The following is a 24,510-nucleotide window of genomic DNA, read 5'->3' as shown; positions in this document are numbered from 1 at the left end:
TAGGATTTGAGTTATTCGGCATACAAGTCCAGACTGGATAGCGCGACTTCCGGCTTTATAAAGTCAAAATGGATTTCATCATTTTCTCTTACAAGACGAAGACCTTCAAGAAGGATTTTATCAGTTGGCTCAAGACCTGCTGATATCGCATAGATATGAGGTAGTTCTGCAGAAATGGTGATTTCTCTTGAGTGTACCACATTGTCATTATCGATGACAAAAACATACTTCTTGTCTAATACTTCGAAGGTTGCCTTTTGAGGAATCAACAAAACGTTTGAAAGTGGGATAGTCATCTGGATATTTCCTGTTTCTCCATGTCTCAAAAGACTGTTTGGATTAGGGAAAGTGGCTCTGAAGGCAATGTTACCTGTTTCATTATTGAAGTCAGCTTCGATAGTTTCCACTACGCCAGGAAATTCAAACTTCTTCTGGTTAGCCATTTGGAATTCAACTTGAACTTTTTCATCTGTTTTTACTTGGGCTTTGTAATCCAAATATTCAGCTTCAGGGACATTGTAATAAATCCACATTTTGCTGTTGTCAGAGAAGTTGGTAAGCAATTCACCCTCATCTAGCAAAGAACCCTCTCTTACCAGGAATCTATCGATGATCCCGTCAAAAGGAGCTCTGATTTCTGTAAATTGTAAATGCACTTGCGCTAAGGCAAGCTCTGCATTTGCTTTGTCTACTTTTGCTTTTGCCATGGCCAGCTCGTTAGGAGCTACGATGTTTCTATCTGCCAATGACTTGGTGTTTTCGTATTCTATTCTGGCAAACTCTGCCTCAGCCTTCGCACTTTCTAGTTCCGCCTGATAGATGTTAGGCATGATTTTGAAAAGCAAAGTGCCTTTTTTGACAAACTGACCTTCATCCACATAAATCTTTTGGAGATAACCTCTTTCCAAGGCTCTGATTTCAATGTGTTGAATGGAATGGACCTGTGATACGTACTGTTTGGTGATCAACGTATCTTTTTGTAATGGGCTGGTTACCTGAAAGGTAGTCTCAGCTTCATGGTGCTCCTCTCCATGAGAGTTGCAACCCGTGTGGAATAGCAATGCGCACAAACCTGCGAGCATGAGAATTCTCGTCTTCATAATTAAATAGGTGTTATTAAACTGGATTTTTTCTTGGTTTTTCTAGTGCATCAAAAACTAATGCACGGCGTGAGTCAGGCTAAGCGCGAATCGCTTAGGCAAATTGAATCACAGCATCAAAGGGTAAGAGCTAATTGGATTATCTCTATTGAAAAAGTATCATATAGTAAACACCTGGATGAGCAGATGTTTCCGATGAGATAATTTATAGTAAAAGTGCTTACTGAAGAATAAGCTTTTTTGAATAAACCTGAATAAAAACCCTAGAATTAAGGTGCAAAAAATAGCAGTGAAGTAATTACTGCTTTGGACGAATTTTTTGAATGAAACGAGTACATCATCTTTTTCTTCAATATCAGTAGCATCTACTTTGACAGTACCGGATGCATGGTTATGAAGGACTTGAAGATGTTCTGCAAAATCTGAATCAACTGTAGAATTCTGATGACTCAACAAAGAATTTGAAGGAGTGTAATGAGGTGCCTCTTCTATCGCATGGGCATAAAGTTGACTGTATCCACTGGAGAGTAGAATGCTCAGCGAGAGTACAAATCTGGTAATCAACTTTATCATCAGGGTGCGAAATAAAATAATGTTCTACATTCTGGCAAATATTTAGCCGTTAATTCCTGTTAATGGTACTAGCTAACTATAATTGGTACAAATAATGGATGACTAAGTAGCTTCCTATAGAAAATTATTGAATCATTTGGCTAAATCAGTTTTAACAGCGTAAAGTTCAGTATTTTAATAATAATTAAAAAATAACTGCAAATTATTTTAAAGAATTCAGTGAAAGTTAGTATTACTTACAATTTTGAAAACTGCCAAAAGTGCCAAAATCTATGTTTTTAGCCTATTTTTCCGACTTTTGCTTGATATATAAGACCTTAAATTTATTGATAAATCTATTTAATTGACAGGTATTTTTACTTTAAAAATAGTGCCTCTGCCGACTTTGGAAGTGATTGCCAATTTTCCATGAAGTGAATTCACTAAGTGCAAAACAAGATTCAACCCAAATCCATACCCTTTTTCTCCCATGGATCCGCTAGTGGAAGCTACTTCTCCATTTAAAATATTTTGGATTTTTTCCTCTTCGATCCCTTCTCCGGAATCCTCAACTTCGAAAATCATTAGTTTTTCACTTCCAATCACCTCGAGATCAAGTTTTACCAGAATATTCCCTCCAATTGGAGTGAATTTTATGGAATTGGAAATTAGGTTGCCTAAGATTTGAAGAACTTTGTTTTTGGGGATAGGAATTTCTGCATTTGGAAAATTTACTTCTACATCAAATTGGATGCTTTTAGTTAAAGCCTGAGGAGCATACATACTTTGAATTTTAGACTTTACAGTATTCAAAGTGAATTCTTCCTGCTTTGTATGTCCTTCAATTTTGCCCTCATAGTCTAGCGCCAATATCTCATCTGCCAGCTCCAATAATGACTTGCCGCTTTTTTGAATCAAACTGATGAATTCCAAAACTTCTTCCAGTTTATTTTTATTTCCTTGAAGCTGGATGATTTCTGCCAAACCGATGATCCCTCCAAGTGGCCCTCGAATGTCATGAGCCACTTTATCCTTTACTTTTTTAGTCTCATGGATTTTATGCTGTAAACCTTCGATGGCCTTATAGATCTTCAATTTATTGACAACCTCTTTGGCGATGATCGATAGCATCTCTTTTTTTTCAGGAGAGATTTGTTTGTAATCGGTATCCAAAACACATAGTGCACCGATATTGATTTCCTCGTTTAGTTTTAAAGGAATACCGTAATAATACCTCAGATTAGGTTCTTCTTTTACATAAGTCTTATCAAAGAATCTGGAATCCTTCTCCATATTCTCAATTTCCAGATCCTTAAGGGAGGAGTCATATACCAAATATTGACAAACTGTATCTTCCCTAGGGGTTTGCCCTAGTTCCATACCAATCCCGGCTACACTCCATTGCGTGTAATGGTCAATTAGGTTAACCAGTGAGATTTTAGTTCCGGCAATTTTTGCTGCAAGCTTGGTCAGGTCTGATAAGGATTCCTCTAAATTGTTATAATCTAGATCAAGATTGTTCAAAGCGATCAAACGCTCCATTTCATTCTCAGGAAGGAGTTGTAAAGCTCCGGAAATAGGTCGACTCATGCAGCAAAGTAAACAGTATAAATACCTCAATTCCAACTTTTCAGTTTTCATTGTCTGAAATAAAAATCAAATCCATTTTATGTTATAAGAAATACAAAATATCTGATTTATAGATGTTTATATTGAGGTTAAAAAAAATATAAAATTGAACTTAATCACTTCGTTATTAGCATTTTGCAACGAAATTTAAAATTTTTAAACAAACATATTGTAAATTCTCAATTGTATGAAATACATTATTTTAACAAGGAAAGTTGAATATTTCGAAACGAAAGAGAAGAACCCTTATTTCATTATATTTGTATATTTTAGCTTTTGAATTGTAATATTTGGATATATGAAAATTTAATTTTAATAATGTAAATTATACTTAATAGCTACTGATTTTTTAGAATAAAGTATTTGAAAATCTTGAAATCAAATTGCAATGAGTGAACCATATTTAGAATCCATTGAGAAGATAGAAGCTGTGAGCGGACTTGGTTTCTGGACAATAGATCTTGCCACCAAAGAAAATTATTGGTCTAAGAACTTCGGTGTTATTTGTGATTTTGATTTTACTGAAACTGACTCTGGCTTTGATTTTATTTCAAAATTTATTCACCCAGAGGATAGGAAGGATTTTAATGAGGCTATTGGAAGTTTAGTTCCTTTCCAGCTTGAGGTTAGGATAATCAGAACATCTGGTGAAGTAAGAAATGTTCTTCTGAATGGAAGAATCGATGGCTTGGCTAATCAGGTTCTAAGTAGTTGGATAATTACTGGAAACGATATAACATCATTCAAAAAGGAACAGAACCAAGATAATACAGACCTGGATTTCAATAACCTATTGGAATGCAGTCTTGATTTAATCTTTGTTTTTGATTTAGAAGGGAAAATCACAAAAGTCTCAAAAAGTGTTATAGATACTTTGGGATTTTCAAAAGATGAATTGATAGGGAAGAGGCTTATAGATTTACTGTATCCTTTAGATTTAGCTAAAACCCAGTCGATTCTTACAGAAATCAGATCCGGTAAAAAAATTAAAAACTTCAAAAATCGATGCCTGGATTCAAAAGGTAACCTTGTTTACCTGAATTGGACGGGTACTTTAAAGAAGGATTCCGGCAAAATACTGGGAATTGCCCGCGACATTTCTGAGTTGGTTGAGGCAAAAAACAAGAGTAAAATTGATCAAAGTAATGTTCAATCTGTCCTCAATTCAACCAGTGATTTGATCTGGAGTCTTGATTCAGAATTTAAAATAGTGACTGCCAATAAGGCTTTTATTGATTTAATAAAGAATTCAGTTGGATGGACTATTAAGCCGGGAGATTTTTTGCTTTCGGACAGATTGTATGATCCCAAAACCTTGGATTTCTGGCAGAATCACTATAAAAAAGCCCTTTCAGGTACGATTGTGGTTTTCGAGACACAAGTCGAATCCACTAAACAGTTTCCCACAAAGTATTTTGAAACCAAAATCACCCCTATCCGGACGAAAGGAGAAATCAGTGGACTAGCTTGTTTTTCAAGAGATATTACAGAAAATAAAAAAGACAAAGAGCGGATTATTGATCTCAATCAGAAACTTCTAAAAGGTCAGCAATTATCAAAAATTGGATATTGGGAGAGTAATCTGGAGACCAATCAGGTCTTTTGGTCTGATGAAATGTATAAAATCTGGGATATTGAGGAGAGGAATCAAAACATGAACTTTGATTTTTTCTTTGATTCCATTCATCCAGAAGATAGAAAGGATTTTTTATACCATAGAAATCGAGCCTTAATTGGGGAAAAAAATCTTGATGTTATTTATAGAATCAAGACTCAAAAAGGAAACCTAAAATATATCCATGAGCTGGGTGAAAAAGATGGGGAATTTACTTTTAAAGGTACTGCGCAGGAGATCACCAAAGAGAAGGAATATGAATTAAAACTAAAGGAGAGAAATACCTTTATTGAGTCGGTCCTTGAAAATATTCCTTTGGGAGTGGCAGTAAATAAGATTTCTGACGGGGAAGTTACCTACATAAACAAGGCCTTTGAGGAGATTTATGGATGGCCAAAGGAAGATCTTATAAACCTGGAATCATTTTTTGATAAAGTATATCCCAACCCTGAATATAGATCCTGGATCAAAAATCAAATTTTGCAGGATATAAAAAGTGGTGAACCAGAACGGATGAGCTGGAATAGTATTTTGGTCACAACAAAGGAGCAAAATGAGAAAATAGTCAATGCTAAGAATATTCCTGCGCCTGATTTAAACTTAATGATATCTACTGTAAGCGATGATACAGAAAGGTATCGAACCGAACAGGCTTTGAGAATCAGCAATGATAGATTCAAACTGGTTTCAGAGGCTGTTTCAGATGCAATTTGGGATTGGGATATTACCAAGGACTCGACCTATTTAGGGAGTGGATTTCAACGTTTATTTGGTTATTCTTTGGACCAGAATGAAATAAATGGGGAAAACTGGAGGCAGCATATCCATCCTGAAGATAATTCCTTTGTGATGGAAAGTCTTCAAGAGGTTAAAAAAGACAAGAAAGAAAAATTTTGGACGGGTGAATACCGATTCAAAAAACAGGATGGATCCTATGCATTTGTAATAGAAAAGACGATCATCATCCGTGACAAAAAAGGTGTTCCTGTAAGAATGGTAGGGGCACTTCAAGACACTACCAAAGAAAAAGAGAAAGAAAACCATCTTAAACTATTAGAATCAGTAGTAACAAATACAAATGATTCTATCCTGATTACAAAAGCAGATCCTGGAGATTCTGGCTATGAAATTATTTACTGCAATAAGGCCTTTGTAAAAATGAGCGGGTATGATTACGATGAAGTAATCGGAAAGTCTCCAAAAATCCTTCAGGGTAAAGAAACAGATCTAAATGCGCTCAGAAAACTCGGAGGAGATTTAAAGGAATGGAAAAGCACCCGAGCAGAAGTAATCAATTATAAAAAAGATGGGACTCCATTTTGGGTAAATATGTCCTTAGAACCTGTGGCAGATCCGTCTGGTTGGTATACCCATTGGATTGCAATAGAAAGGGATGTGACGGAGAGAAAACTGAAGGAGCAAGAGCTTGAACTGATGAATGAGCGCTTTCGATTGATTTCTGAAGCAACCAGTGATGCAATCTATGATTGGGATCTGGAAAAAGGAGAGCAGTTTTGGGGTGAAGGATTTTCTAAGCTTTTTGGTCTGAATCTTAAAACTGATAAAGTTTTTTTAAAAGAATGGGCGAAACGAATTTACCCTGATGATTTTTTTAGATTAAAGAAAGCGATTAATGAACTCTTATTCGGTAAAAATCAGGTTTCAAATTACAGCTTTGAATATAGAGTAAAAGATGCTGCCAAAAACTATATCTATGTTTTGGATTCTGGGAATATTATTCGGGATAAGAATGGAAAGGCATTACGAATGATAGGTGCAATACAGGACATAAATAAGCGTAAAGAATACGAAAGTTCATTGGAAGCACTGAATAAAGATTTAGAAAATTCAAATAGGCAATTAGAACATTCAAATAGAGAATTGGAGCAGTTTGCTTACGTAGCCTCTCATGATTTGCAAGAGCCTCTGCGAATGATCAGTAGCTTTTTAGGCTTGATAGAAAGACGATATAATCAAGTCTTAGATGAGAAAGGTAGGAAGTACATTCATTTTGCTGTGGATGGAGCCAAAAGGATGAAAGAGATCATTTTGGATCTTCTGGAATTTTCAAAGTTGGATAATTTTCAGGAATCTAAAACTTGGATAAACTCCCATGAGCTGGTTGAAAAAGCTAAGCTTTTTATTGATTGGAATCTCCGTAGAAAGCACACTCCAATTATCCACACGGGGAAGCTCCCGGAAGTATTCGGTCATAAAAGCACTTTGATTCAGCTATTCCAAAATATTCTATCGAATGCTATCAAATATCAGCCAAGTGGTCAGACTCCAGAAATCTGGATTACTTGCCAGGAAAACGATGAATACTGGGAATTTGCAATCAAGGATAATGGAATCGGCCTGGAAGAAGAATACTTGGAAAAGATTTTTGTGATATTCCAGCGATTACATTCTCCTGATCAGTTTTCCGGTACTGGTATCGGTTTGGCAATCAGTAAAAAGATCGTTGATTTACATGAAGGAAAAATTTGGGTAGAATCCGAAGTTGGAGAAGGTTCAACATTTCTGTTCACCATTAAAAAGCCATAATATTTATGATTTGGATCAGAGATTTGTTTTTCAAATCACCTGCAGTTACCGGGATTATAGCATTCTTGTTGTTTTTGGGCTTTGGTATTTTTTTATCCATCAAAGAATACCAAATCGTTCGATTGGAGGAAGATAACCGGGTGATCCAAGTTGGTGAAATAGTTGAGGATAAGGTCCAGGATGTGTTAAACACAGCCAATTCAGCAGTTAATATTTTAGCTTATTTAGTCAGTACCGATAAGGTAGAGGACAATTTTGAGGAAATCGGGAAAAGTATTATCGACAATATCCCGATCATTGATCAGATTCAGTTTTTGGACAGCGGGGTAATTATTGCTAATTATCCTTTGGCTGGAAATGAGATAGTTATTGGATATGATATCCTTGCTGACTCCACACGTAATCAAGAGGCAATTTTAGCGATCGAGTCAAAAAGGCTGTTTTTTGCAGGTCCTTTCGCCTTGCGTCAAGGAGGAGAAGCTATCGTGGCCAGATTACCGATTTATGAAGAAGGAGAATTCATCGGTTTTGCAGCAGCATTAATTTATTGGGAAAAATTCAAGAGGGAAATTTTTGAAGACTTTAATAATTTAAACCCTGAGTTTACAATTGATTTCCTAAAAATTTACCCCAATTCAAACGACGAAATCTCTCTTCTAAATAGTGATTTTTCTGATGCCAACGGTCCAGTTGAAAGATTTTTAATTGAGGAAGGAAATTGGATCATTAAGCTACAACTAAATCAAAGCAAAGCTTTTGACTCGATTATTTTCCTTTCTATTGGAAGACTATTTACATCTTTCTTATTCAGTTTTTTGCTTTATAAATTCGCTCAACAACCCTACACACTTAAGAAGAAAATCACCGAAACTACGGAAGAATTACAACTTAGTAATCAACGTTTTCAATTGGCTACCAAAGCAAATTCTCAAATCATCTGGGACTGGGATTTGGTCACCAATACAACAATCCGAAGTGAAAACTTTGAAAAACTTCTTGGGTATAAACAGACCAATGAATCCTCTCATAATGAATTTTGGAAATCACTTATCCATCCAGATGACTTAGAAAAGGTGGAAAAGAACCTTCAAAAAACCCTTTCTGGCAAAAAAAACAAATGGTCACAGGAATTCAGAGTGCGGAAGTCTAACGGTCAAACAATTTATATTTTGGATAGAGGCCTGGTCATTAGAAATAATGAGGGCAAAGCGATTCGATTGATAGGTTCCACACAGGATATTTCTGAAAGGAAAAAGATAGAAGATGAGATTGTCAGCCAGAAGCAGCGTTTTTCCAATGTGATTGAAGGGACTAATGCAGGAACTTGGGAATGGAATGTGCAAACTGGCGAAACTATATTCAATGAAACTTGGGCAGAAATAATCGGATATTCATTGAAAGAATTAGAGCCGATAAGCATTCAGACTTGGCAGAAATTTGCTCACCCTGAAGATTTCATTGAGTCTGGAAAACAATTGGAACTCCATTTTTTAGGCAAAGCTGATAGATACGAAGCCGAATGTCGAATGCTACATAAAGACGGACATTGGGTCTGGGTTTTGGATCGAGGTAAAGTGCTTTCATGGACAGCAGACGGTAAACCTTTGATGATGTTTGGAACACACGTGGATATCACCCTAAAGAAAAAAAGAGAGGAGGAAATCAAGACTGCAAATCAAAAATTGCAATCTGCCAATGAGGAGTTGAGATCCTTTGCTTCTGTAGCGTCTCATGACATGAAAGAACCTCTTCGGATGATCAGTTCTTTTTTGGAGCTTTTGGAAATGAAATACCATTCCGTACTGGATGAAAAGGGGATTCAATACATCAGATTTGCAGTGGATGGGGCTAAAAGATTAAGTCGCTTGACAGGGGACATGATGGAATATGCCACAATAGGTTTTGATCCAAAAGACTTAAAAAAACTTGACCTCAATGAGATCATCCAAGAAGTTTTAGCTATCAAACAAAATGAATTGGAAGAAGGGAAAGTAAAGATCGAAACCCAGAAGCTTCCAAGTGTTTTAGGAATTAAAACTCCTATCAAAACTGTCTTTATAAATCTTATTTCAAATGCAATCAAATACCAGAAACAGGGAAATACTCCTTTGGTAAAGATTAGCGCAGAAAACATAAAAGATCTTGTCAAAATAACTGTAGAGGATAATGGGATTGGGATAGAAAAAGAATACTTTGATCAGATCTTTGCATTATTCGGTAGGTTACATTCAAAAAAAGAATTTGGAGGTACTGGGCTTGGGCTTTCAGTCTCTAAAAAAATAATTCGACAACATGGTGGAGATATCTGGGTAGAATCCGAACTGGGTATAGGAAGTAAATTTCATTTTACATTGAAAAAATATGGGACAGCAAGCTAAGATTTTGTTGATTGAAGATAATGATGGGGATGTGTTGCTGATCAAGGAAGCACTTCAGGAAGCGAGAATTGAATGTGTGATGGAAATTGCTAAAGATGGTTCTGAAGCAATAAAGTTATTGACTGAGCGTGCTCAAAATAATAAGATCAACTTACCGGACTTGATCCTGTTGGATATCAATCTACCAAAACAGAACGGACATGAAGTTCTCGCTAAAATCAAAAAAAATCCTTCCTTAAAAAGAATTCCAGTGATAGTATTATCGACCTCTTCATATGATTCAGATATCGAAAAAGCCTATGATTTACATGCCAATTGCTATATTGTTAAACCACTGGAAGTAAATAGTTTTTTGCAAATGGTGGAAAGTTTCAAGACTTTTTGGTTAGCAACAGTAAAATTGCCTAAACAAATGCATTATGAAGAAGGATGAGAATCCCTACCATATTTTAGTAGTTGAAGATAATCTGGGGGATTATGTATTGCTGGAGGAATACCTCTCAGAGTATTTGTTGAATCTTGATATCATTCATGCTGAAAATTACCAAACAGCAAGCAAAATATTAGCAGAAAAGGAACAGGCAATTGACTTGGTATTTCTGGATCTTTCCCTCCCTGACAAATCAGGGGAAGAGCTGGTAGTAGACATCACAAAAATAGCTATTGGCGTACCTATCGTGGTCTTGACCGGTTTCTCAGATTTGGAATTTGGAAGCCGATCGCTCGCTTTAGGAGCCTCGGATTATTTGGTAAAAGATGATCTGTCACCTGCAGTCCTATACAAAAGTCTTATCTACAACATCCAGCGACTCAACTTTATCGCTGAATTGAAAGAGTCCAAAAGAAAATACTCAGATCTCTTCCAATTAAACCCATCTCCGATTATTGTCTATGATCAAAAGTCTTTAAAAATCATTGATGTGAATGAGGCTGCCAGTAGCAAATATGGCTATTCTCGCGAGGAATTTTTAGAGATGGATTTATTGGATATTCGACCTAAAAGTGAAGAAAGAGTTTTATTGGATTCAGTAAAGGATTTTTGGGTAATGAATAGTAATAATTACCAACGGGTAACCAAGCATTTGAAGAAAAACGGAGAAATCCTGGATGTAGAAATAAGTCCAGCCAAAGTAAAAATTAACAACAAAGATGCTGGTCTGGTATTGATCAATGATATTACTGAGAAACTACGGTACGTCCGAAAAATCGAAGAGCAAAATGAGACTTTCAGAGAAATAGCATGGATCCAATCTCATGTTGTCAGAGCCCCACTGGCAAGGATGATGGGACTTGTGAATTTAATAGAAAGTCAAGAGGAAGAGTTGAACGAAGAATTAAAAGAATTAGTAGAGTACATAAAAATCTCAGCAAGAGAACTAGATGGAATCATTAGAGACATCAGCCAAAAATCTGAAGGAATATCCAAGAACTCTTAATCCTATGGACCAGGACTTAATTATAGTTGATGATGATGGGATTCTTTTGGTGATTCTTCAAAAGATGTTTGAAAAAGTAAACCCAGAATTAAAGATTGGGACTTTTTTGAAAGGAGAGGAAGCACTCATGTATATCCTTGAAAGTAATTTCCCGAAGCCACCATTTCTGATGGTGGACTTGTTTCTACAGGATATTTCTGGTTGGGAGATTCTGGAAAAGCTGGATGAAGATGGGAGGTTTGAATCAAAAGTTGTTTTGATAACTTCTTCTGTTGAATCAGGAAACTCTGCACAATCATCCCGATTCAAATGTGTTTCAGGCTATTACGAAAAGCCAATCACCTTAGAAAAAATTAGAATTATTGATCAAATGATAATAGGTAATCGAAATTAAAACCTATTCAAGTACCGTAAACAAACAATAACCCATGAAAAATAAAACCCTATTACTCCTAAGTTTTTTTATCCTACTTGCTTCATTGCCGGCTTTGGCACAAAACTCCTATAATTTAATTGTCGAGGGATTCGACTGGGGACCAGCTGTAAACAAAGTCGTGCTTTCTAAAAGTAATGCTGACTTAAGTACCAACCCTTCGGCTTATCAGGTTTATGCAACCCGAAGTTCTGATTTGTCAGAAACGCCAATTAATCCCTCAAGTGGAGAAAGAACCGTGCTGTCCACCTATAAATCGGATGCCAAAGGCAATAGAATTGAAAATGGTCAATATGTAACCCTTAATCTTTCTGTTGCACCAAACATTCCTTTAGGCTCTCCTTTTCAATATATGAGATCATATGGCAATGTCTGGGTGGATTATAAATTGAATATTACCAATAAAGAGACTTTAGAAGTTTGGAATAAGGAAGATGAAAGAATTATGCCATTGATTGACGAATACGATCTGGATGGTAAATTCTCTCAGGATAATGTGACACTTACCTATGCTTCTTTTACCCCTGATACAGACCAAGAAAAAGTCCCTTTGATCATCTGGTTGCATGGGGGAGGAGAAGGCGGAACAGATACGACAATCCCACTTTTAGGGAATAGAGCTGCAAATTATGCCTCGCCAGAAATTCAGGATTATTTTGGAGGAGCCTATGTCTTAGCGCCACAGACTCCTACACGCTGGATGGATAGTGGAGAAGGCTCCACAAGTGGTCAAGTAGATGATATTTATTTTAAAGCCCTGAAAGGGTTATTTGATGACTTCGTTGCAAAGCATCCTAATGTAGATATGGACAGAATATATGTCGGAGGCTGCAGTAATGGAGGCTATATGAGTTTAAAATTGATCTTAGAATACCCTGATTATTTTGCAGGAGGCTATATCAGTGCGTTGGCATATCGTGCTGCTTATCTATCTGATGAACAAGCCAAAAGCATCAAAAATGTACCGATCTGGTTTGTGCATTCCAAGGATGACTCGACTACAGTTGCTGATCAGACAGTTTTACCAGTTTATGATAAATTGATCAAGGCTGGAGCAAAAGATGTTCATTTGACCTTTTATGATCATGTGGTAGATATCACAGGTTTGTTGGGTGGAGAAGATTATTACTATCCTGGACACTGGTCATGGATCTATTCTCATGCTAATTTGAGCCAGAATGATTTTGATGGAAAGCCTGTAAAAGTAAATGGTGTTCCTGTGACGATCATGCAGTGGTTGTCTTTACAGAAAAAGTAAAGCCCAAGAAAAACAAGTTTTGAGAATAGGTTTGCATATGATTTCATTCCTTGAATTCCTTCTCAAAAATTCTCCAAAAAAAATCCTCTGATAGTTTTATCAGAGGATTTGTGGAGCTGGCGATACAGAAATCGAACTCATTTGAGGAGGATTTGGAGCTTTTGACGAGGTTGTTTTAAATCTAAACTGGTCTTATTTAATATGTTGTACTAAGTGTCCTTCTCAAAAATAAGTTTTAGAACTTTTGATATCTTCAAATAGTAGATTTCAAAGTGAATTTTTCAAACCATTAATAAGCAAGTATTTTAGGATTTAAACACTTGTTAATAAGCTGCTGTAATACAGCTTATTAACTATTTGGTTTTTATCTAGCTTAGCGAATATTGCAAAGTTATTTTTAAGAGGTATAAATGATTTGTTATTAGTAGGGCTGCTATATTATTGACGTGTTCTTGTAAAAAACCAGATTTTAGCAATTTTAAACTCTAATTGAGTCCTTTCAAGTGGGGATATAAACAATTCATTTTTTGCAATTTCAAATGTAAATTCTAGGGAAATCACCCTTCCAAGGTTCGTTAATATGAACTTTCCGTCTTCATTTTAAATTTTTTCAAATTGTTAATTAGATTAATTTTTGAAACTTCATTTCAAAACAGAAAGTTATCCATGAACTAAAAAAATTCCGGGATACTTATAAAGAGGTGTTTAGCATTCCGTGATTTTTCATAAAAAAATAAAAAATGATACTTAACAATTTTTAACAAATCTTAACATTTTTTTTTATTTGGACATATATTCTTAGTACAAAAAGATTATTAGTTTTAAGGATTGTAAATAATATTTTAATTAACCAAAAAACTTAATTCTATGAAAAAGTTAAAAAGTTTATTTCTTGCGCTAGTATTTTTATCAGGCGTATCGTTGGCTACTTCCATTAATTTACAAGCTGAAGTTTGTCCTGATGGAAAATCTGGTTTGTGCATCTATGTTAATGGTTCACCAAAATCATGTGGAAATTCTATTAATAATAAGGCTGATTGCAAAAATTCATCAGAAGAAATAGGCGAATAATAAAGGTCTAATGAAAAAAATAAAAGTATTACTTATTGGGTTGGGATTACTAAATTTTATATTCCTTTTTCAAGACGTAAAAGCTAGTTGTTCATCAGGGACGGGAGGATTATGTATGTATGTGCAAGGGGCCCCTAGACTATGCTCCTCTCCTCCTCCTGGATATACTGGGCCAACCGATTGTGTTTTAGATAGTGATGACGATAGTCTAGGGTAATACTTTTTTAGAAGTATTTCACAACGCAATAAGGATTTGAAAAAATCCTTATTGCGTTAAAATAAATTAAAATTTCTTGTTTTTATATTTCAATGGTTAAAATATTACTTAATTTATTTCTCGTTGTATTTTTTACAATAATATTTATTAGTTGTGGTGAAAGAGAAGAAATCCAAAATTCAGGATTTGAATTAATAAAGGTTGGAGAGAAAAGTTTTAAAATTGATTCAGTAACAACTCCCTTACCTCAGGATATTCAATTATTATATGGTATTGATACTCTTTTTGTCACTTTGAATTCTCCTAAAAATGAGATTCAATTTTATAACTTTAATTCAACTCAGATTGTCCAAAAGAAAGTATTTGATGAGAATTTTTTTGGAATTTTATCAGACTTTTATGTTCATAATAACGATTCAATTTTCGTGTCTTCAATTTCAAAAAAAAGGGCATGGTTAGTTAACGAAAAATTAGAAATATTAAGAAGTTTTGATTTAGCGGAAGCTGTTGGGACATCTCTTCCTATTGGAAATGAGAATGTTATTTATTTAAAGGGTAAATTAATAATTTCAACACAATTGGCTATTTTTGATTCTAAAGGTGTTGAGGAGGAGCCTCTAATTTTTGTGTTTGATCTTGAAAACAGTTCTAATCAACCTGAATATCAATATTTAAATTATCCTGAGGTTTATGAGGATTCATTTTCTCCTGAATTAGGTCTTTATTATACAACTTTTGATATAAATAGCGGTATGATTTTTCATGGTTTTTCTGCTTATAATTGGTTATATACTTTTAATTTGGAAGGTGAGAAAATTGATTCTTTGAAGATTTCTCCGCAATACGATTTTGAGATTAAGAATTCTACCAATAGAGATCTTGAAAATGTGAATACAAGGCAGTATTATTATTATAATAATTATAATTATGGTTATTTATTGGTTAATAATTCTAAAAACATAATTTTTAGAATTTTTTATTCTCCAATGCCAAATTTAGAAAAGAGTACTCCTATTAAATTTGATGATTTAAAACCAAAATCAATTATTATTTCAGATTTAATTTCTGGCCAACATTTGGGGCAATTTAAATTAAGTGAAAAGTTAAATGAGGGGCTTATGTTTTCTCATGAAGATAATATTTATATAAATAAAATTCAAGATAATGAGGATGAAATTGTTTTCGAAATATTCAATATTAATAACTAGTTTCTTTTTTTGTTTAAATTGTTCGCAAAAATCTATTGATTCATCTGAGATAACAGATGTATTAGAAAGTTGCAAATATTGCCCGACTGATTATAAATATATATTCTTTATCCCTTCTCTTGGATGTGTAGGGTGTATTTCAGATGCAGAAAAATTTTTGCAAGAGAATGTCGATAATTCTGAATATTTGTTTGTATTAGAAAAGGTTCAATCTGAAAAAGCATTAAATATAAGGTTGGGATTTAATATTAAAGATAAAGAAAGAGTAATTTATGTAAATGATAGAATTAAGTTTTTGCAAAATTTTAGTACTCCTATTATTTATGATATTAATTCGGGAGAATTTGTTTCCTTTGAAGGAAAATCCTAATAGATTGTTTTATTTAGGGATGTAGACGTTATTTTCTTCTATTGTAAGTGACATAGTATCTTTGGTTTTTTTGACATAATGTTTTTCTGATTTATACTTATTTTAGCTTTCAGATTATTCTGAGCTTTGTGTTTCCTAGGATTAATCCGTTAAGTTTGGATTAGAATTATTTTTTATTCTCTTTAAAAAATTTAAGATCAGAAAACATAAAGTTTTTAATTATTTTTTTTGGTTATATTTAATATTAGAACACTAATTCTAAAATTTCTCTTTTTTTATAAAAAAATGAGATGTCTAATTCATTTGATATTCGAAAAAGAGCCTCATTTTATATTAATTTATATTTAGTGTTTATCTCTTTTGTAGTTTTTTATAAGAATTTAATTTTCACTTCTGGGTTTAATGTATTCTTTCGAGTTTAATGGTCAACACCTTTAAGCTACTTCTAAACGAAAACAGCTATTATGCTTTTGGTCCAAGGTCTGAATTTTTCAGAATTTTTCTTCCTGTAATCCAGAAGGTGAATACCTACTTTGATTTTCTACATGTTCACATAGCAGAGGAAGAGGTGTTTTAATTCTACTACCAAGCAATAGATTGGAGAAATGAAATAGGTTCTGCAATTTAGGATTTTATAATGGCAGCAGATGAATGGGGCTGGGGCCTTGAAAACTGAGGTTTCTCAAATCGCAAATAATACTCCTTTTAAACAACAAAACACGCTTCTGATGGCAGGTATTGCATTGCGTGTTTGCAATGAGCAAGATGTAGGATTGTCTGACGCCAATCCGTTCTTTCCCACCACTTCCGGAGTTGTGGTTGGGATAAAATTTCTCCGAAGTCGAATTTTATAGTCCTCTGAACTTTGAAAAATTAACAACTAGCGTTGGAGTCAAAAGTGGATTCAATTCACTCTATTAACTTCTCTTGATTTAGCTTATATATATTTGGGTACCTAAAAATGTTGGGATAAAATAGAAAGTGAATTGGTTATCTGATTAAGTATTCTATTTAACCTTATCTCTCAATATATACTCAGATTTGGAAATTTCTTTTATGTCCAAAGAAAAGGTAAACACTAAAGAGTTAATTCATTTTAAAGGGTTTATTTCAATTCGTGTTTTTAGATTAGTAAGACATTATATTGCCGGAGCCAAGGAAGCAAGGGACTTTTTGTTTCAATCCTATTTGGTGTGGATTCGGTATTCGAGGTCATCCGGACCCACTTTGGAGACATCGATCGGGAACCGTTTCAATCCTATTTGGTGTGGATTCGGTATTCGAGGTATCTACCATGAAAATGATATCGACAGCCCTAAAATGTTTCAATCCTATTTGGTGTGGATTCGGTATTCGAGGATTTGCATTAAACCCAAAAAAGATAAGGGCGAAAGCTATGTTTCAATCCTATTTGGTGTGGATTCGGTATTCGAGGCATTGGCGATATCAGCTTCCAACCCAGTAGCACCTAGTTTCAATCCTATTTGGTGTGGATTCGGTATTCGAGGTTTTAGCAGCTGGAGCAAGACCTGCCGCGCGTTTGGGTTTCAATCCTATTTGGTGTGGATTCGGTATTCGAGGTTGGCGATATCAGCTTCCAACCCAGTAGCACCTAGTTTCAATCCTATTTGGTGTGGATTCGGTATTCGAGGTTGACTCTGGAATCTTACCCATTACAATCCTGCGATGTTTCAATCCTATTTGGTGTGGATTCGGTATTCGAGGTTCTGTTTCTTCGCTAATGTTTTCTACTACTTCTCGTTTCAATCCTATTTGGTGTGGATTCGGTATTCGAGGGAATGGTTTGAAAAAGCCATGGAAGAAATTGAATGTGTTTCAATCCTATTTGGTATGGATTCGGTATTCGAGGAAAGACAACGATTTTCCAGCAAATCAACATCAATATTCGTTTCAATCCTATTTGGTGTGGATTCGGTATTCGAGGTCAGGTGGCACAAGGTGTTGCAAATACATTGGCCTTGTTTCAATCCTATTTGGTGTGGATTCGGTATTCGAGGCTATTGATGAAGCTATTAGTCAGGTAATAGGCACTAGTTTCAATCCTATTTGGTGTGGATTCGGTATTCGAGGATGCAGTACTTGGTGGCCTACTTTGAGGGTGGCTTGTTTCAATCCTATTTGGTGTGGATTCGGTATTCGAGGGAAACTCCCGAGAACACCATATCCAACTGGGTCAAGTTTCAATCCTATTTGGTGTGGATTCGGTATTCGAGGCTTAGATTTGTTTCAGCATCCCCTATAAATGTTTCAGTTTCAATCCTATTTGGTGTGGATTCGGTATTCGAGGTAAGATACGTAAATAGGGAAAGGTGCGTATAAGTCGTTTCAATCCTATTTGGTGTGGATTCGGTATTCGAGGCAAAGGTCTACAAAATGTAACCCTCTTGTATTCGAAGTTTCAATCCTATTTGGTGTGGATTCGGTATTCGAGGATGCGTGTTTTAGGTTTGCTCTTGCGAGAGGGGTGTGTTTCAATCCTATTTGGTGTGGATTCGGTATTCGAGGCCATATTATTTGATTTTTTGAAACCCTAAACAGCTCGTTTCAATCCTATTTGGTGTGGATTCGGTATTCGAGGTACCAGATCTCAGGCAATAAGGCTGCGCTGTATCAGTTTCAATCCTATTTGGTGTGGATTCGGTATTCGAGGGATCGTTCATCCCTTCGCTTGCCTCCCTTGTCACCAGTTTCAATCCTATTTGGTGTGGATTCGGTATTCGAGGTGAGGTAAAAAACCTAGTGCAATTACCTCTATAATGTTTCAATCCTATTTGGTGTGGATTCGGTATTCGAGGTGGTATTCCCAGACGCGCCGATAGAATCCTTAATGTGTTTCAATCCTATTTGGTGTGGATTCGGTATTCGAGGTGTTTTGCCGAGCTGACAGGAGGTAATACTCAGGGGTTTCAATCCTATTTGGTGTGGATTCGGTATTCGAGGTTTGCTAATTCCTGATATCCTTCACGACTGGTATCGTGTTTCAATCCTATTTGGTGTGGATTCGGTATTCGAGGAGTTCTAGAACCATCAGCAGGATCTGGTGCTATTATGTTTCAATCCTATTTGGTGTGGATTCGGTATTCGAGGGGCACCAAAAATCAAGGAGGAGCATTCTCATTAGGTTAGTTTCAATCCTATTTGGTGTGGATTCGGTATTCGAGGCCATATTATTTGATTTTTTGAAACCCTAAACAGCTCGTTTCAATCCTATTTGGTGTGGATTCGGTATTCGAGGTACCAGATCTCAGGCAATAAGGCTGCGCTGTATCAGTTTCAATCCTATTTGGTGTGGATTCGGTATTCGAGGGATCGTTCATCCCTTCGCTTGCCTCCCTTGTCACCAGTTTCAATCCTATTTGGTGTGGATTCGGTATTCGAGGTGAGGTAAAAAACCTAGTGCAATTACCTCTATAATGTTTCAATCCTATTTGGTGTGGATTCGGTATTCGAGGCCTTTCCACCCTTAAGGAATTGATACTTCCATCCGTAGTTTCAATCCTATTTGGTGTGGATTCGGTATTCGAGGCTTATCCACGTCGAGGAATCCCTCATCCAGTCCGATGAGTTTCAATCCTATTTGGTGTGGATTCGGTATTCGAGGTGTTTTCTTCGGATGAAAAACCTTTCGCTTGGAGAGTTTCAATCCTATTTGGTGTGGATTCGGTATTCGAGGGCGATTGACTTCTCAACCCTCTCTTTACCAATGTTATATGTATTAATTATTTTTCCCTTTTTTCTATTTTTCAATATGTCAAAGAACTCATTTTTATACATTTTTACAAACTTTCCGTAAATATAACACGCTGTTTTACTGTGTTTTAATCACTGTTTTCTGCTGGTCTCAAATAAATCCACTTCCGGATCACTGGATACAGATGTTTTTATAAGTACAATTTAAGCAACGCTGCTTAAACTTCGTCCCCTTTGGGAACTGATTTTTAGAAATTATCTCTGCCATAAAATCCATACTTTTCAAAATCTCCCTTTTAGACTGCTGATCAATGGGAACCTCTACCAGTTTATTGGATGATCGGGTATATATCAAATATCCTTTATTCACTGTTCTCTTATAATTTTGCTCGATCAGTACAGCGTAACAGATTAGTTGTTGACGATAAGTATCATACAACTTTTCTTTCCATTCAGCAAACTTATAATCCAATGGTGCATAGCTTCCATCTGCCAGCAAAAGAACCTCGTCCACCTTTCCACGTAAGCCTTCCATCGTCAAGTACTGATCCTGCCACTTATCCACAGCCCCGATTTTCTTTCTTAAGTAACTCTTGTTTCTCTCCAATTTTTCCTGATGAATATCTCTTCCTCTCTGTACTTTATGAAACTTGTCTTCAAATTGCGGTATTCGGAGCACATACTCAAAATATGTAAACCTTGCACAATATAGGTACTCAATAATCTGGGAGGGATAAAAGCTGTACATCAGAAAAACAATGATCTTACTTCGTCACTGATAAGTTTCTCATCAAAAGCCTGGCCTAGCAAGGCACAGCTTTTCAGCTCATCCTTGCTCATATTGAAAATATACACTTTGTCAATCTCTTCATCAATTAGTGATTCAATTTCGAGTTGAAGGCTGTCTTTTTCGTTCTTATTCAGTGTCCCCAAAAAGCAGGAGTATTGCACCCTATAGAGTCCTGTATGCTTACAAGCCTTTGATACTTTCGTCCTGGCTTTGTCATTTTTGATATCATATAGTACCCAAACTATCATTGGCTTTTGAATTTCACGATTTCTCTATCAATGTATTTGCAAATTTGTGGGCGTCCATCTGTAGCGCATTCATCCGGGTCTGGTTACGACCGGCATATCTGATTTTCTCACTGTCCAGGTATTCCAGGTAGGGAGCCACAAAGAAGGCCTTTCCTTCAGCATTCAATGAAACAGAGCCCTTGAACTCATCAAAGAATGCCTTATTGATTTTTTTGCCCGAAAACTGCCTGAAAACAAAACGCTCTGCATGGATCCTATAAGGTTCTATAAAATCAAAAACCAGGCTTTTCATGTTGTAATCATCACGGTGCATAAAACCCACATAAGGATCCAATCCTGCCAACATCAGTCCTCGCTCCACTCTGCTGTAAAGAATGCCATAGGCATAGTTGAGCATGGCATTGAAGGCATCTTTGGCCGGTCGGAAACTCCGTCCCTTAAATGCAAAAGCATCAGGCATGCAAAGAGCCAGTGCTTCAAAATAATGTCTACCAGCTGATCCCTCCAACCCACGAATACTCTCTGCCACTTCCTGAATAGTTGAACCTTCTACCTCTACTATTTTGGTCCTCAGTTCCAAAATTGAAATTATTCGGTGCTCCAGTTTTTCATAAAAATTGGGACGGTGCTTCTTCAGATCATTTAGAAAGTCAGTCTGGTTTTCAAGTTTTTTTGCCAGCCAGGATTTAATATGCAGAAGCCCCTCTTCATTCAAAGAAGCTTCCAACTGTCTCTTCCTGATCTTGGTGGTGCTTCCCAGTTTACTGTGCCAGAATCTTCCCATAGGATGACCATCCTTCTCTACCACTACGATATCAATATTATGCCGTAGTGCCAGCGCAATGGCATCGGTGGTAATAGCTGCTCCTTTAGAAACTACGAAGGAGGTGATCTTATGCGCAGCGATATGATTGATCTTGGCGGGTTTTTCTTTATCCTCCTTTACTTTGATCTCAAACATATCATCTTTGACATGTAAATAGGTACCATAGGTGTTGATAAAGATTTGCATCGCTTAGATCTTTTTTACAGTTCCGAAACCTCTGGATACTGACTTGCCCAGTCCCAGTCCCTCTGGAATGTGGGCATTGATCACAAAATCACCAGCAAATGCGATCATGGTATTATCTTTAAACTTAGTGGTTTTTTCATGAAGCTGGGTCATCGCCATGAGGCGCTGATCCGCATCCAAGATAATGTCCATATTGGAAAATAAACTCAAAACATGGCCTACTATAATGGTGTTCAGCATTTTCTTTTTCTCAGTTAAACAAGTAAGCTTGAGGTAGTTTCTGTGATTTTCCTGGTTTAGTGCCATCCAGAGTGTCTCAAAGCTATAAGATTGCAGCTCCTCTGAGAATCCTATTTCTTGCTGGTTGTGCTGGATGTTCTTGCTTGAAACAGGGTAGGTGTTCCCGTCTAGGGTGATTTCCCTGATCTTGAGGAACAGTTGGGGTAACAGACTGCCTCCTTCACCTATTCCAATAAGTGTGGGTACTCCATTCAGGACTTTATATTGGACGGAAGGATACCTGTAGCGTAGGCTTCCATCCTCATAGTGATTATGCAGAATAGGGGAGTGCTCCTTAAACAGATTGCCAAAATACCCACGAAGCTTATGGGCATCCCGGGTCATCAATTTGATCTCTGGGAACTGGATGCGGGTAATGGGGATTGTGTTTTGGGCTGTAACAGTCATATTATTTAAAAAGAAATGGCTTTGTTGGAAGAGGCTTTTGAATGTGGAGGATAAATCAATCCAATATCTTCTATATAATCATACTCTACATACTTAAATCCTTCATTATCAAAAGTCTTTTTTACTGATGAAAATCTATTTCTACTGATTGACAATTCATACTTAACTTTTTTATACTTATCCGACTTTAAGATGTTTAACTCTTCATAAAATCGACTTGGAATAACGCTTACTGTGTCTAGACCGTCTCTAGTCATAGCGCTCTCGCTATCGGGTGGACAATCTCCCAAAAAATGATATGTGGATTGTACTTGATAAAAAGCTTTTTCGCCTTCTTTGAAGCTAAGTTTTTGAGTTACATCAACATTCTGATAAACTTGATCTACCAGTTCTAAAAATTCATTCTCAGTAATCTGTCGACCATTATACTGGCTCAATACCTGAAAAGTTTTATCCAAAATATCAGCTTCGGTATAAATGAATTTTTGAGAGGCTTCCGAATGTGAATGGACAATAACCTTTGATTCTTTGTCCGGGTTACGTTTTCGGTTTATTCTGCCCGCCCTTTGAATAATCGCATCAATAGGAGCATTTTCTGTATAAAGAACATCAAAATCAATATCCAATGAAACTTCAACTACTTGCGTGGCAATCAATAAAATTGGTTTGCCTTCTTTTTCCATATTTAGGATGTCAGTTTCTATTTTTTGTCGGTCCTTTTGAATGAAACGAGAATGAAAGCAAATGCATCTTTTACCAATTTCCTCTGCCGAATGCTTTAACTCTTGGTATAAAGCAATTGCTTGGTCTACGGTATTGACTACGATTAAAACCTTGTCCCTATTATAAATTGCCTTTTTAATTTCAGGCAGGTTTTCTTGGATAGTCAAGTCTGTAGTCTCAAAAGTATTTCTGCTTTTTTCAAGTAATTCGGAATCTTGGATAAACTTGAAATTTTCCTTTCCACCCAAAGCGTCTGATAGAAGATCCTGTAGTTTAACAGGCATTGTTGCAGACATTATAAAAAATCGAGTGCCAAAATATTCTCTCAAATACTTTATAGTCTCTAAGATTAAAGCAAGTGTGTAAGGTGAATATAGGTGTATTTCATCAATTATGATTCTAGCATTTTTACAGTGAAATGTCTTCACCTCCCAAAATCCAAGATTAAAACCCTGAGTCAGTAATTGATCAATAGTACACACTGTTATATTGCTGAAGAAAGTCTTGTCCCTTAGGTACCTCCTTGATTCATAATCAGGGTCGACTTCTTTTTTGTATAATAAGGCGGAAGAATGAACTACTGAGCAATTATCATTTTCAAAATACTCTATCAGTCTCTCATAAATAGCGTTGGAGGTTACTCTGGTCGGCAAACAATAAATAGTTTTTTCATACTCATTTTTTTGGGATGCCCAAATTAAACTTGCTTCTGTTTTTCCACTTCCTGTAGGAGCAATTGCAAGCACATTGGAGTTGATATTACTATCAGTCTGAAATTTTCTAAAGGAGAGATTTTCCGTGGACTTACCCTCATTTATTAACTTTTTATACAATGATCCCAGCAATGTTTCTTCACTATATACCAAAGGTTTGGATAATTCAAAATGACCCGAAGCGGACCAATCTGATATATTCAAAACAGCTTTGGCATGAATGTATTCAAAGCGATCTTTTTGTTTCCAAGTACTTTTAAGATTGTCGAAAAATGGCAGGAAAACTTTGGCCTTATATGATTCTGTGGAATATGATAGAAGCTTGTTGATTACATTTTCATTTAAATTTTGATATGAAATATTTGCCTCATCAAGTTTTTGACTTGCAAAGGAAAACCACTCTTTTAAATATTCCCCTTTCAGTTGCAAGGATCTAAAAAGATGTTCGTCAAAAAGGCTATTGTTAAGAGGTTTATGGTGTGAGAAAATAGCCAGAGCGAAAAAGCTGTTGTCATTCAAAAAAGAACGATCAAAGTAAAGGCAGAACACTCCTGAGAGTAACTCATGTCTAATATTCTCATCTTTTTGCCCGCTTAATGCACTTTGAAAATTATCAGATATTTTGCCTGAGTCATGAAATAAGCAAGTAATGTATGCTGCCCTCCAAAAATCATTAGACAACCCGAGAGTTCTCTTCTTTAACACAACGAGTGATTCCAAAACACATTCGGTATGTTCTACCAATGTCTCAGTTTTAATCTCCCCGGTCAGTAGATTTTTTTGATACTTGGCAAGAATTTGATCGAGCATGG

17 protein-coding genes and 1 CRISPR repeat array are annotated in these 24,510 nt (G+C 36.0%); of the genes, 9 read left to right on the top strand and 8 right to left on the bottom strand.

What is annotated here, in order from left to right; translation table 11 throughout:
- Positions 1-11: 11 nt before the first annotated feature.
- The 3 genes from J0A69_RS21855 to J0A69_RS21845 form a co-directional block, all read right to left on the bottom strand.
- Positions 12-1,100 carry an efflux RND transporter periplasmic adaptor subunit gene (locus J0A69_RS21855; protein WP_206588767.1) on the bottom strand — a complete coding sequence of 363 codons (1,089 nt, stop codon included), beginning with the start codon at positions 1,098-1,100 and terminating at the stop codon, positions 12-14.
- 159 nt (positions 1,101-1,259) lie between these two features.
- The gene (locus tag J0A69_RS21850) at positions 1,260-1,673 is read right to left on the bottom strand and encodes a hypothetical protein (RefSeq protein WP_206588766.1); all 414 of its coding nucleotides are present in this window, start codon (positions 1,671-1,673) and stop codon (positions 1,260-1,262) included.
- 339 nt (positions 1,674-2,012) lie between these two features.
- Positions 2,013-3,293 carry a GAF domain-containing sensor histidine kinase gene (locus J0A69_RS21845; RefSeq protein WP_236033082.1) on the bottom strand — a complete coding sequence of 427 codons (1,281 nt, stop codon included), beginning with the start codon at positions 3,291-3,293 and terminating at the stop codon, positions 2,013-2,015.
- A 376-nt stretch (positions 3,294-3,669) separates the two neighbouring features.
- On the opposite strand from J0A69_RS21845, the gene J0A69_RS21840 reads away from it, so the two are divergent.
- The 9 genes from J0A69_RS21840 to J0A69_RS21800 all read left to right on the top strand — a co-directional run bounded on the left by J0A69_RS21840 (position 3,670) and on the right by J0A69_RS21800 (position 15,814).
- Complete coding sequence (locus tag J0A69_RS21840; RefSeq protein ID WP_206588765.1) at positions 3,670-7,443, top strand: PAS domain-containing sensor histidine kinase; 3,774 nt, start codon at positions 3,670-3,672, stop codon at positions 7,441-7,443.
- A 5-nt stretch (positions 7,444-7,448) separates the two neighbouring features.
- Positions 7,449-9,821: a PAS domain-containing protein gene (locus tag J0A69_RS21835; protein ID WP_206588764.1), complete on the top strand. Its 2,373-nt coding sequence runs from the start codon at positions 7,449-7,451 to the stop codon at positions 9,819-9,821.
- Positions 9,805-10,254 carry a response regulator gene (locus J0A69_RS21830; RefSeq protein ID WP_206588763.1) on the top strand — a complete coding sequence of 150 codons (450 nt, stop codon included), beginning with the start codon at positions 9,805-9,807 and terminating at the stop codon, positions 10,252-10,254. The genes J0A69_RS21835 and J0A69_RS21830 overlap by 17 nt, the downstream gene beginning before the upstream one ends.
- On the top strand, positions 10,241-11,257 hold the full coding sequence (locus J0A69_RS21825) for a response regulator (RefSeq protein WP_206588762.1): 1,017 nt from the start codon (positions 10,241-10,243) through the stop codon (positions 11,255-11,257). The genes J0A69_RS21830 and J0A69_RS21825 overlap by 14 nt, the downstream gene beginning before the upstream one ends.
- Before the next feature lie 4 nt (positions 11,258-11,261).
- On the top strand, positions 11,262-11,651 hold the full coding sequence (locus tag J0A69_RS21820) for a response regulator (RefSeq protein WP_206588761.1): 390 nt from the start codon (positions 11,262-11,264) through the stop codon (positions 11,649-11,651).
- 34 nt (positions 11,652-11,685) lie between these two features.
- Positions 11,686-12,948: a prolyl oligopeptidase family serine peptidase gene (locus J0A69_RS21815; protein ID WP_206588760.1), complete on the top strand. Its 1,263-nt coding sequence runs from the start codon at positions 11,686-11,688 to the stop codon at positions 12,946-12,948.
- An 867-nt stretch (positions 12,949-13,815) separates the two neighbouring features.
- Positions 13,816-14,019 carry a hypothetical protein gene (locus tag J0A69_RS21810; RefSeq protein WP_206588759.1) on the top strand — a complete coding sequence of 68 codons (204 nt, stop codon included), beginning with the start codon at positions 13,816-13,818 and terminating at the stop codon, positions 14,017-14,019.
- A 309-nt stretch (positions 14,020-14,328) separates the two neighbouring features.
- Positions 14,329-15,444, top strand: a complete 1,116-nt coding sequence (locus J0A69_RS21805; protein ID WP_206588758.1) for a hypothetical protein — start codon at positions 14,329-14,331, stop codon at positions 15,442-15,444.
- Complete coding sequence (locus tag J0A69_RS21800; protein WP_206588757.1) at positions 15,407-15,814, top strand: hypothetical protein; 408 nt, start codon at positions 15,407-15,409, stop codon at positions 15,812-15,814. The genes J0A69_RS21805 and J0A69_RS21800 overlap by 38 nt, the downstream gene beginning before the upstream one ends.
- Positions 15,815-16,989: 1,175 nt before the next feature.
- Positions 16,990-19,508: direct repeats of the CRISPR family, unit length 37 nt; unit sequence GTTTCAATCCTATTTGGTGTGGATTCGGTATTCGAGG.
- Between the two features lie 189 nt (positions 19,509-19,697).
- Here the strand turns inward: J0A69_RS21800 and cas4 are convergent.
- Genes cas4 through cas3 form a run of 5 tightly spaced genes read right to left on the bottom strand, consistent with a single transcriptional unit; the run spans position 19,698 to position 24,508 of the window.
- On the bottom strand, positions 19,698-20,273 hold the full coding sequence (gene cas4, locus J0A69_RS21795) for a CRISPR-associated protein Cas4 (protein WP_206588756.1): 576 nt from the start codon (positions 20,271-20,273) through the stop codon (positions 19,698-19,700).
- Positions 20,273-20,563 carry a CRISPR-associated endonuclease Cas2 gene (gene cas2 / locus J0A69_RS21790; RefSeq protein ID WP_206588755.1) on the bottom strand — a complete coding sequence of 97 codons (291 nt, stop codon included), beginning with the start codon at positions 20,561-20,563 and terminating at the stop codon, positions 20,273-20,275. Before cas2 ends, cas4 begins: the two co-directional genes overlap by 1 nt.
- 13 nt (positions 20,564-20,576) lie before the next feature.
- The gene (gene cas1 / locus J0A69_RS21785; protein ID WP_206588754.1) at positions 20,577-21,575 is read right to left on the bottom strand and encodes a CRISPR-associated endonuclease Cas1; all 999 of its coding nucleotides are present in this window, start codon (positions 21,573-21,575) and stop codon (positions 20,577-20,579) included.
- A gap of 3 nt (positions 21,576-21,578) precedes the next feature.
- On the bottom strand, positions 21,579-22,262 hold the full coding sequence (locus J0A69_RS21780) for a CRISPR-associated endonuclease Cas6 (protein WP_206588753.1): 684 nt from the start codon (positions 22,260-22,262) through the stop codon (positions 21,579-21,581).
- Positions 22,263-22,267: 5 nt separating this feature from the next.
- Positions 22,268-24,508, bottom strand: a complete 2,241-nt coding sequence (gene cas3 / locus J0A69_RS21775) for a CRISPR-associated helicase Cas3' (RefSeq protein WP_206588752.1) — start codon at positions 24,506-24,508, stop codon at positions 22,268-22,270.
- Positions 24,509-24,510: the final 2 nt, after the last annotated feature.

Origin of the sequence: Algoriphagus pacificus (genome assembly GCF_017254845.1) — a bacterium.
GTDB classification, from domain to species: Bacteria; Bacteroidota; Bacteroidia; order Cytophagales; family Cyclobacteriaceae; genus Algoriphagus; species Algoriphagus pacificus.
Note: the sequence above shows the minus strand (reverse complement) of the source record. Positions and strands in the feature narration are given on the sequence as shown.